The 12,103-nt window shown below is 50.8% G+C and carries 6 protein-coding genes; 3 read left to right on the top strand and 3 right to left on the bottom strand.

The genetic code is table 11. The features are described 5' to 3' along the window. Nucleotides 1-26 precede the first annotated feature (26 nt). Nucleotides 27-1,124, bottom strand: a complete 1,098-nt coding sequence (locus tag AC27N8_RS11625; RefSeq protein ID WP_487067095.1) for a LacI family DNA-binding transcriptional regulator — start codon at nucleotides 1,122-1,124, stop codon at nucleotides 27-29. A gap of 532 nt (nucleotides 1,125-1,656) precedes the next feature. Between AC27N8_RS11625 and AC27N8_RS11620 the strand changes: the two genes are divergently transcribed. The 3 genes from AC27N8_RS11620 (at nucleotide 1,657) to AC27N8_RS11610 (ending at nucleotide 9,812) form a co-directional block, all read left to right on the top strand. Next, a complete protein-coding gene (locus AC27N8_RS11620; protein ID WP_487067093.1) occupies nucleotides 1,657-5,247 on the top strand; it encodes a tetratricopeptide repeat protein in 3,591 nt (1,196 codons plus the stop codon). 189 nt (nucleotides 5,248-5,436) lie between these two features. Next, complete coding sequence (locus tag AC27N8_RS11615) at nucleotides 5,437-7,239, top strand: winged helix-turn-helix domain-containing protein (protein ID WP_487067091.1); 1,803 nt, start codon at nucleotides 5,437-5,439, stop codon at nucleotides 7,237-7,239. A 224-nt stretch (nucleotides 7,240-7,463) separates the two neighbouring features. Continuing rightward, nucleotides 7,464-9,812, top strand: coding sequence for a serine/threonine protein kinase (locus tag AC27N8_RS11610; protein ID WP_487067089.1), 2,349 nt, complete (start codon nucleotides 7,464-7,466; stop codon nucleotides 9,810-9,812). On the opposite strand, the gene AC27N8_RS11605 is transcribed toward AC27N8_RS11610, so the two are convergent. Both AC27N8_RS11605 and AC27N8_RS11600 read right to left on the bottom strand, forming a co-directional pair. After that, a complete protein-coding gene (locus tag AC27N8_RS11605; RefSeq protein WP_487067087.1) occupies nucleotides 9,805-11,301 on the bottom strand; it encodes a sensor histidine kinase in 1,497 nt (498 codons plus the stop codon). The genes AC27N8_RS11610 and AC27N8_RS11605 overlap by 8 nt on opposite strands. A gap of 1 nt (nucleotide 11,302) precedes the next feature. Continuing rightward, on the bottom strand, nucleotides 11,303-11,974 hold the full coding sequence (locus AC27N8_RS11600) for a response regulator transcription factor (protein WP_487067085.1): 672 nt from the start codon (nucleotides 11,972-11,974) through the stop codon (nucleotides 11,303-11,305). Between the last annotated feature and the right edge of the window lie 129 nt (nucleotides 11,975-12,103).

The raw sequence follows: 12,103 nt of genomic DNA, 5'->3' as shown, positions 1-12,103 counted from the left end.
AGAGCAAGCAAAAGGCCATATCACAACTATGAGACATATTGAGGACTACCACTCGATGCACGCACGATCAGGTTCGTTGCCAATCTCACATGCACGGGAGTCACGGAGATCGCCTCCGCTCCCTGAATATGTTGCGTGGATTTCTGGTTCCAGGGCCGTACATTGACTACCGGTGGATCGATCATATTCAAGAGCACTTCCATTGAGCGCTTGCCCATCTCGTAGAACGGCTGCCTGACTGTGGTTAACGGTGGCTGCAATTGAGCAGAAAAAGATATATCATCAAATCCAACTACAGCGATATCTTGAGGTACCTGTAAGCCACCAGCGACTACTGCCGCCAGAGCCCCGTAGGCCATCAGATCGTTACCTGCAAAGATAGCGCTGGGACGATGAGACGCATACGAAAGTAATTGTTCTGTGCACTCTTTTCCTCCATTGGACGTAAAGTCACCTTGCAGCACCAAAGAGCTATCCAGCTCAATTCCGGCCTCCGCCAGGGCATCACAATAGCCTTGATAGCGATCAAGCGAGACCTGAAACTTGAGCGGACCCTGAATATGTGCGATACGACGATGTCCTTGCTGGATCAGATGACAGGTGGCTTCATAGGCCCCTGTCTGATGATCGGCACCCACCCAGGAGACATCTCCCGGAGGCACGCATTGATCATCGAACATCACCACTGGAAATCCGTCGCGGCAGAGCTCTGCCAGATGAGGCGTCACCTGGCCGGGATAAATCGCCAGCAGGCCAGCCGTCAGCTTGGTCGCTAGAATACGATCAATGACTTCACTATAGTTTTTCTGATCGTTCCCTCCATTAAAACTATAGAGGACCAGTTCATAAGGACTCTGATCTATCGCCTCTGAAATACCGAGCATGATCTCTGGAATCAAAGGCCAGTGCCAGACAGAAACAAGAGCACCTATCAGGCGGCTACGCCCACCAGCCAGCCCGGATGCGGTAAGGCTCGGGAAAAAGCCTTTCTCATTCATGATGTTCAAAACGCGTGCTCGTGTCTCAGGGTTCACATCCGGTCGATGGTTGAGCACACGCGACACTGTCGTCTTGCTCACGCCTGCCAGATGCGCAATATCTTGTATGGTGATCTTTCCTGCCATCAGCATCCTTCTTTGGCACAAACTGTTATATACACAATCTACACACAAAATTTCTAGCCGTTTTCGCTACCGTTAGCGGTTTCGGAAACGATTTCATAGATGAAGTTTAATGGCTAAAAACCGAAAGTGACGATAACGAAAGTAGTATTTTGAGGGTTTATTTTTCGCATGATTTCCTCTCTTTTTTGTACTTCAACTACCCCTCAAGGCCAGAAACAAGTTACCTAACAAGTACTTTATTGGAGCTGATAAGAGGCACGTAAGATATCCTCTCGTGCGAAAAACACTATGGTCACAGGATAGGATCTATAGTATACTGTAGTTATGTAACTTTGCCTCATTTAAAAGAGCACGACTCTACTAAAAACAGATCTTATCTTGCAGACAGAAACGAGTAGATAGTTTCAGACTATTCTAAGTTGAAGAGCATTGGTGGCTCAATAGCAAAAAAGTTACCGAACAGGCATATTCGACACCAATGCTGGTGTTGTGGAACTTTTATAGCAAACTTTAGGCGTAAGAACGAGGAGCAATGGCGAGCTCAACCCCCATCGTACGGACTGATGTACTGTCATATCTACACAATGAACAAGAGTCTACCTTATATGTAGACACACCAGCCTGGTATGACTGGCTGATAGATGCAACCACCTTTACGTTCAACAGCCCTATCGGCACCTTCACAGCCCGCAAAGAACAGGCCAGCAATAAGCGTGGTGGATGGTACTGGAAAGCGTATAGTAAACGAAAAGGGAGAGTACGCCATGCGTATTTAGGGAAATCTGAAGCGTTATCGCTGGAGCGACTGAACACAATCGCCGCAGAGCTCACGCGTGAGACGACACTCCACCCGACACAGGATGCTCCAGTGCCCTCTACCCAGCTAGAAATTAAAGGCGCATTTCCCTTACAGCCCACCTCTCTGGTCGGGCGCGAGCAGGAGACGCAGGCCGCTTGTTCACTCTTATTAAATGCGGATATCCGCCTGCTCACGATTACAGGACCTGGCGGTGTTGGAAAAACACGCCTGGCCTTTGCGGTAGCGCAACGCCTGGTTGAGTATTTCCTGGGTGGTGTCTATTGCGTCTCGCTGGGGCCTCTCTCAGATCCGGGACTGGTTGTACCCACCATTGCGCAGGCGCTCGGCTTTGTGGAAACGGGGAAAACATCACTGCTCACACGTGTCAAAGCCTATCTACGCGACAAGCATATCCTGCTCATGCTCGACAATTTTGAGCAGATCATGCCAGCCGCACCACTGATCGCCGACATACTGGCGTCCAGCCCTCACCTCAAGCTCTTGATCACCAGCCGCGAGATCCTTCATCTTAGCGGCGAGCACGAACTCATTCTCCCACCGCTCGCGCTACCCGATCTGCAACGGCTGCCCGACAGCGACACTCTGACCCAATATCCCGCCATCGCCCTCTTTACACAGCGGGCGACCGCCGTCAAAGCGGACTTTGCCATCACGATCGCCAACGCCGCCATCATAGCCGAAATTTGCACGCGCCTGGATGGGCTACCGCTAGCGATCGAACTCGCGGCAGCCCGTATGAAGCATCTACCTGCCCAGATGCTCCTGACGCGCATGGATCACCGCTTTCAGCTACTCGTCAGTGGAGCCCGCGATCTGCCTCGACGGCAGCAAACGCTCCGCGATGCACTCGCCTGGAGCTATGATCTTCTGGAGGCCGATGAGCAGATGATTTTTCGTGCTCTCTCTACCTGCATACGTGGATGTACGCTCGAGGCCGCCGAAGAGCTTTGCTCACTGCTCCATGGAGAGCACATCGACATCTTAAATACCATCACATCATTGATCGACAAAAGCTTGCTTCAACAGATCGAACAACCCAACGGCGAACTGCGCCTGAGTATGTTGGAGACGATCCGGGCATATGGACAAGAATGCTTGCTCGCCGCAGACGAAGCCATCGCGACGCGTCGCGCTCACGCGCTCTATTATCTGGCGCTGGCAGAGCGAGCCGAGCCAGAGCTACGTCAGGGACAGCAGGCATCATGGCTTGACCGCCTGGAACAGGAGTCTGACAATCTACGCGCAGCCTTGCACTGGTTCATCGAACAAGAAGAGAGCGCTTCATATCAGGAAGCCCTGCGACTCTGTGCAGCTTTATGGCGCTTCTGGCTGATCCGCAACCGTCATGATGAGGGCTATCAATGGGCAGAAAAGGCCTTGCAGAAGAGCGAAACGCAGGATGTTCCATCGTCGATACGTGTCAAAGCTTTTTTCGCGACAGCCACTCTGGCCGATAGTCAGGGACACTATCCACGCAGCATCGAATTATGGAAAAAGTGCCTGCTGCTCTATGAAGAGCTTAATGATCAGGCTGGTCTGGCAGCCACGCTTAATAAGCTAGGAACCGCCTATGCGCGCAACGCTCCAACCGAGGCCCATGAGCTCTACGAGCAGAGCCTGATGCTTGCACGCAGTGAGAACAATCGCTACGAGATCGCCGATGCCCTGGCATCGTTGGCCGACGAAGCCTTTGCATTGGGATTTCTCAACGAAGCGCGTATCTTCATCGAAGAGCGTCTGGCCATCGCTAGAACGCTCAATGACATGCGCAGTATCGCCTATTGTCTCGATGGTCTGGGACAAATCCTGGCACACGTCGGAGATTATCAACAAGCCAGCACCCTCCTTAAAGAATGCCTGGCCTTACATCGAGAGGTGGGAGATCGCGTCGGCATCACCTTTGCGCTCCTTCCGCTTGCCATCGTGACACTCTATCAGGGAGACTATAATACAGCGCAGTCCTTGTTGGAAGAGTGCGTGACGGTCTCAAGAGAACTCGGCAATCAGCCTCACATCACTAACTACCTGAACACGATCAGAGATACATCGTTCTTACACACCCAGGAACATATCCCTGTCAGCAAGCTCCTGGAGGAGAGCATTGCTACCTTTAAGGAAGCCGGTAACGATGAAAGTATTGCCACTAAATTATTTGCGCTCGGTTGTATCGCGTTCTCGCAAGGAAACTTTGCCAACGCTCAAAAATCACTGGCAGAAAGCCTCTCTCTTTTTCAAAGTCATGAGAACCGTGTCATGACAGCGGCTATCCTCAACATGCAAGGACATCTTGAAGCGCACCAGGGCAATTACGCCGTCGCCCATGCACTGATGGAAGAATGCCTGGTGCTCACGCGTGCCATAGACGATCACTGGATGCTCTCTTCGCGTCTGACACAGTTAGGCTTGATCACACTCAACGAAGGTGATCATGAGCAGGCCCGCACATTGATCGAAGAAAGCGTAATTACAGCCAAAAAAAGTGGCGATCAACGCTATATCGCCGAAGCCTTGCATATCATGGGATTACTTGCTCTCTATGATGGCGACGATACGACTGCTCAGTCGCTCTTAAACGAGTGTCTGGCGATGCAGAGCGAGATGCGCAGCGGCTCGACCAGAGCCTACGTGTTGGCCGATCTTGGATTGTTGGCGCTCCACCATGAGGACTTCGCCAGGGCTCATACCTTGATCGAGGAAAGTCTGGCTCTCTGTATGCGCTCGGGCGATCGCTGGTTCGTACCATCATGCCTGGAGCGCCTGGGAGAAGTTATCGTCATGCAAGGACAACCCTCGCGAGCCACCCTCCTCTGGGGAACCGCTCAAGCGATGCGTGAAGCCATCGGAGCACCAATTCCGACCATCGAGCGAGAGCTTTACCAGAGTTCACTGGCCACAGCTCGACGGCAGCTCGGCGAGTCACACTTCACAGACTGCTGGCAAAAGGGATATACCCTTACGCTTGAACAGGCATTGAACGTTTCAGAGGTGGAGGTACGTCCCATCACAGCCATCCCGGAGAGCAAATTGAAAACGCCAGATCCAGTGCCCCACAGATCCAGGCAAGAAGAGCGAGCGGGTGTAGTCACCCAGGATAAGACAACCATCCCAGAGCAAACGCTCACCGGTCGCGAGATAGAGGTCCTACAACTGGTAGCACGCGGCTTGAGCAATATCCAGATCGCGGAAACATTAGTGATCAGTCCACGCACGGTCCAGGCACATCTGCGCACAATCTATAGCAAGCTCGGCATCGTCTCGCGCAGTGCCGCCACACGTTATGCCCTCCAGCACAGTCTGGGATAAGATCATCTTCCCCCAAGCATCAGCTATTAGGCGTACGCCATTGCTCCATTAGAAAACATCACCGCCTCATAGCCGCCGGGCAAAGATACGTTCTTTCGCTGATGTATTGTCCTTGCGCTTTCTGTACACTAGTAGATACATGTTTCCCATTTCAATGCAGAAATAAGCCAGGAAGAGGATCAGCAATACATGGCTCGTAAACATATTCCGGTCGTTGTTGACGAATATTTATGGCTATCAGAACAGACCATCGATGGTGAAGAACAGGGAATACCGCTTGGATCAGATGATTGGTATCGCTGGCTGGCCGATGAGCTGCATTTATCTTTCTCGTTTCACCATCGCGACGGAACCATCACAGCGCGACACGAGCGCCAACGCAATGGATGGTACTGGTATGCCTATTGCAAACGTGATGGGCAGATCCACAAAACGTATCTCGGTCGTCCTGGCGAATTGACCATCGAGCGCCTCCAACATGGAGCCACAGTACTATCAACAAAAGCTGCACTCCATAAACGCAGGCCACAACCACAGCATATAGCAGACAGCCCTACAAGAAACAACCTGGTCTTGACCGAGAAGTTCTCTGTGCCTACGACCAATACAACGTCGATTACGCGACCGCAACTGCTCGAACGCATTACGCGAGGAGCCCGAAGCAAGCTTGTATTGCTGTCAGCCTCGGCTGGCTACGGCAAAACAATGCTCTTGAGCGATTGGTGTACACATGCACGTCAGCTTGATCCCCAGGGTGCATACGCCTGGATCTCGCTAGATAGAGATGATGATGAGCCCTCAGAGTTCTGGGCACATATCTTGACGGCAATCAATCGCGTACAGCCGAATATTGCCAGTGATGCTTTGACCTTACTAAACCAGGCACCGTCTTCAGCCATACTTTGTGTGCTCAAAACGCTGATAAATACATGTCAGACACTCTCAGCCGAGATTACAATTATTTTAGATAACTATCAAGCCATTCAAACACCAGACATCCACCAACAGATCGCCTTTCTACTCGACCATCTGCCAGCACGCCTGCATCTCGTGATAGCCAGCCGCGAAGATCCTCCCTTGCCTCTGACCAGATTACGCTTACAAAGTAGCATCACAAAATTGAGCAATGCCGATCTATGCTTTAGCGCTGAAGATACAGCACAGCTCCTCAGCACAAATATCCAACAATCGATCTCAGCCAGCGAATGCATCCCTCTCACAGAGCAAGCCGAGGGCTGGATCGCAGGCATACAGCTAGCATCGATGCATATGCAGAGCCAACCTCGCTTCATCGATACGCTCACGAGCGATCTGAGCAAGAACCGCGATATCCTCGACTATTTAATCGAAGAAGTATTATTGAAGCAAGCTCCAGCCATCCAACAATTTCTGCTCCAAACCTCTCTGCTTGAGAGCTTTAATAGCTCGCTCTGCAATGCCATCCGCGAGCAAAATGATAGTCAGCGCCAGCTCGAAAGGCTAGAGCACCTTAACATGTTTCTCATTCCCCTGGACAATCAAGAACAATCGTATCGTTATCATCATCTTTTCAGGCAAGCCCTGCGTAATCACCTGCACAGCAACTATCCAGCCAGTGTGCCCACACTGCACCGTCGAGCCAGTCTCTGGTATGAAGAGCGTGGACTCATGCTATCGGCCATACAGCATGCAACTCTGGCCTATGATGTCGATACGCTAACACGCCTACAGGGAGCGCAGAATACCGCTCCCTGCCCGAGCCAAACCTCACAGCCATCACAAACAATAGCCTCTGCTTCCGAACTCGCTACGATGCTATTGGAACCCCTCACCAGGCGCGAGTATGACGTCTTACAGCAACTGCTTCAGGGAGCCTCAAATCGCGACATCGCACAATCCTTGATTATAAGTGAAGGCACTGTCAAAAAACACGTCTCCAATATCTGTAGCAAACTAGGAGTGCAGAGCCGTACACAGGCTGTAGCTAAATCGATGCTTCTAGCACTCTGCTAATTGATAACTATAGTTTTACTAAATGCACCCCTAATTTTTAGCCCTTCCACGCGTTTACCTATGCAGAACGACGAATCAATGCATGTCACAATTCGTTTTCTATATTACGATAATGAATATTTCATGCATTTACATCTCAAGTATGATCTCGTATGATGAAACAAGTTTACATTCTCTAGATAACATTAGGGGCGGACATTCGCCACTGCGATAGGTGAGGTTTCATGAGTGCAGAATCAAAACGTCTGGGTAAATACGAATTACAAGAGCTATTAGGACAGGGAGGCATGGCAGAAGTATGGAAGGCGCTTGATCCCCAGCTGATGCGTTTTGTGGCCATCAAGATTCTGAAGGCCAACCTCCGCACCACACCCGATTTCAAGACGCGCTTTGTACGTGAAGGACAAGCGATCGCTTCATTACGCCATCCAAATATCGTCCAGGTCCACGATATCCATGTATCTGGACCAGAAGATCCAGAATCGCTCGCCTACATGGTTATGGACTATATAGAAGGGCCAACGCTCGCGGACTATATTCATCATATATCGAGCCTGGGTCATTTCCCATCGTTTGCTGAAATTGTACAAATTTTCTCCTCAATCAGCCAGGCAATCGACTTTGCGCATCAACACGGCATCATTCATCGTGACATCAAACCTGCGAACATCTTGCTTGACAGTCACAACACCAAGCTAAATCGCATCGGAGAACCCATCCTGACCGATTTCGGCATCGTCAAAATGTTAGGAGCAGAGACACTTACAACGACCGGAACATCATTGGGGACACCACTCTACATCGCCCCAGAACTGGTCCAGGGACAGCCCGGGAACGTCAAGAGCGACATCTATGCGCTCGGTATCGTACTTTACGAAATGTGCACAGGCACCACACCTTTCCATGGGGACAACTATTATGCAATCTTGCTTCAACATGTCAACAATAATCCAACGCCTCCCAGCCTGATCAACCCGCGCCTGCCCAAAGATCTGGATCATGTCATCGAGCACTGCCTGGCCAAAGATCCAGACAAACGTTTTGCGAACGCGATGTCGATGACAGTTGCATTGGCCCAGGCACTTGACGTTCCTTTTCCAGAGCAGATGAGATCAGCCGTCTCAGCGCTGGCAACATATCCTCAGGGAGATAATTTCAACTCATCATATCTGGAAGCATTTCTCAAGCGCTCAGCTCAGCTTGATGAGTACCTCAAGCTGGCCCCGGCAGCCGCAGACTCCAACCAGGTACAATTGGAAGACCTCCCTACCCGACCAAGGCAAACAAACACACCTGTGCCGCAGGGACGACCATCACTTCTGCGCTCGACGCCGACGCCAGCGCAGGCTCAAGAGATATTAACAGGAACCATTATACCTCAGCAGGTAGCACCAAAACGCTCAAGCAAGAGACTCGGCTGGTCAATCCTGATCGTCACACTCACAGTCTTCTTGATCCTTGGATCAACAGCTGCCCTTTATCGCTTTACCAACATCTTTCCCAAAGGCTCAAAAGCCCAGATACAAGTACAGGTACATCCCGCACCACCCAGCTTTGGAGAAGTCTCATTCTTCAACACGCGCCAACTCACCAGCACAGGCACGCCCGGCGTCAACGATGGTGTCCAGATAGAACTCGAAAATATTGCCCAGCCCGCAGCCGGCATGCACTACTACGCATGGCTACAGGATAACCAGACAGAAGAAACGTCAATATTACTCAATCCAACCACCACCATCAAAGCAGGATCAAACACGCTCACCTACACAGATCCGCAGCATCACAACCTGCTTTCCACCATGAGCCAGTTTCTGATCACAGAAGAGAGCGATCAAATCGTACCAGCCAGTCCGACACTTGATCAGAAGCAGTGGAGTTATCAAGGAGAAATTCCACAGGTTCGTAGCACCACAGATCACTTTAGCCAGCTCGATCATTTACGACACCTGCTCTCAGGAGATCCCACCCTCAACTCGTTTCATCTTTATGGTGGCATCGACTACTGGTTCCTCAACGATATCGAGCAGATACAGACCGCATCCCTGGCAATAAAAGATCAGCAGGATGACACGATCGTACGCCAACAATTAACAAACATCCTCTACTACCTGGATGGTCAATGTGCAGAGTCCGAGCTCATACCAACCTTTCTGCCATCCACGCCCGACAGCAACACGATTATTAACGATACCAAGATCGGCCTGCTTGCCTGCGCTAAAGTCAGTGCAGTTGGGCACGTCGCGCACCTGAGTAGTCACCTTGGAGGAATCATCAAAGCCCCCGGCACTACCAGTGCCCAGAAGACCCTGGCCTTCAAGATCAGCGACAACATCAACGACATCAACCAGTGGCTGACACAGATACGTACAGATAGCATCCAATTATCCAGCATGAACGATACGCAGCTCGAAAACGCCACCACACTCCGTAATGACCTCAATGTGCAAAGCGCATACGTCGTCAATGGTCGCATCGATCCAAAAACGCAAGTCACGGTGTTAAGCGCCTCGCAGTTGTGCAGCGAAATCGAATTGCTCGCTACATTTAAGGTCAATGCCTATACATCTAAATAGCGCCGTTCGTATCTATAGGTAGCAGCACTGTAAAAGTTGATCCCTGTCCAGGCTGGCTGGCGACCGAGATCGTTCCATGATGCATATGGACAATCCATTCGACAATCGAGAGGCCAAGTCCGGTGCCGCCAGCCGAACGTGAGCGTGCCACATCCGTACGATAGAAGCGCTCGAAGATATACTTGATGTGTTGCGGAGCAATCCCAATGCCGGTATCACTAACGGTGAAGGAGACCTCCGAACCTTTGACTTCAACATTCAGCAGAATCTGGCCGCCACGCTTCGTATAGGTCAAAGCATTCTCCAGTAAGTTCATCATCATCTGGAGCAGCCGCGCTTCATCGCCGACAACGATGGCAGGCTCACATTTTTGCAAGTTCAGATCAATACCGCGCTCAATCGCCAGCCATTCTAAAGAGGCCACCACGTTACTGGCCAACTCTTCCAGATGGACGGGCTGCTGCTCAAACTGAATGTGACCTTCATCCACACGTGCCAGCGTGAACAGATCATTAATCAAGTGAGCGAGACGTTCAGCTTGTCCATTGACATCACGCAGCAGACTAACATATTCTTCCTTCGGCATCTCGTGGATCAAAGCCACATCCGTCATGCTACGCATCGCGGCCACGGGAGTGCGCAACTCGTGAGAAGCATCGGCCGTAAAGCGACGCTGACGCGTGAAGGTATTATCCAGGTAATCAAGCATATCGTTAAAGGTAAGAGCAAGGTGTTGAACCTGATCATTCGCACGCGGAATAGGAACGCGCTGATGGAGATCTCCTCCCTGGATAGCACGTGCGGTCGCAGTCAGGCGCTCAATGGGAGCAAAAGCACGTGTGGCAAGCCAGTAGCTTCCAATCGCTCCAATCAGGAGCACCAGCGGAACAATGAGCAGAAGTTCCAACTCGACACTATGCAGTGTCGCATGTAAAGGAGCCAGTGAAATCCCTACCTGTACCACACCAAAGATACGACCGTGCGCCATGAGTGGCTTACTATACAACCGTAACTTTTGCTCATGATGCACGGTAATAGTGCCAAGCCACGCCGTGCCTTGTAATGACTGTGTCACGCTGCTCTCTGGCACAGCCAATGTGTGAAAGTCAGGCGTGCTATAGACGATATTTCCCTTCGCATCAAGAACGCGCATCAGCGCATCCAGATCAACATCGAAGTTGGGAGCCTCAAGATCACGAGCCACACCCAATGCATGTTCTCTCGACGTGTCGTCACTACTGACCAATCCAGCCAGCTCGCCAGTTTTATCATGGATGAGAATAGAGCCATCCACCTGCGTACTACTTTGCGTAATCTGTTGTGCACGTGCCTGTAGATTGGCATCAAAACTCGTCAACAGCGTCGAACTTAAATTCAGGTAGAAGACAATACCAAAGAGAGCCAGCAGGACCGAAAAGACTGTAATGTACCAGAGGGTCAACTGCGCTCGGATGCCGAGTGGCCAGTAGTTACGAAGAGACTTTTGCATTTCAAGGCTCCTTGAGTTGATAGCCAAATCCGCGCACGGTCTGGATCACGTTTGGCTCGCCATGCTCACAAAGCTTGCGGCGCAGGGTGCTAATATAGACATCAATCACGTTCGAGAGGTTCTCAGCATCGATATTCCAGAGATGTTCGGCGATCATCATGCGGCTCAACACCTGATGCGGATGACGCAGCAGGACTTCTAATAAAGTGTATTCTTTCATACTCAATATCAGGACATGGTCTCCCCGCCGAACTTCATGCGTCAACGTCTCCAATGTGATATCAAGGAAGCTCAAGCTCGTCGTCCTCGCAGGACTATTTCTCCGTAGCAATGCGCGAATACGGGCTTCCAGTTCACGAAAGGCAAAGGGTTTGGTCAGATAATCGTCTGCCCCCTGATCAAGACCGGTCACACGGTTATCAATATCATCAAGAGCCGTCAAAAACAAGATAGGGATATGCAAATGGAGGGCTCGGAGTTGTCGGCAGACTTCAAATCCATCAAGTTTAGGTAAAAGAATATCCAGAATGACAAGATCATAGGTCACAACACGCCCCAATGAAACCGCTTCTACCCCATCCGTCACCAGATCTACGGCATACTGTTGCCCTTCCAAGCCCTTTTTCAAACTGGCTCCTAAATAGAGATCATCTTCGGCTATCAAAATACGCATCGTCTACCTCCTTTCCATGCATCAGCATAGTATATGCTAGAAATGTGAAACGAGTATGAAAGAGCCTGCATAGCAACCGGAACAGTCGTCCGCGACTGAAGAAAAAAGAACTAGCTTTCATCTAAATTT

The organism is Dictyobacter sp. Z7_2, from assembly GCF_057551105.1.
This window is presented reverse-complemented; position numbering and strand designations above follow the sequence as displayed.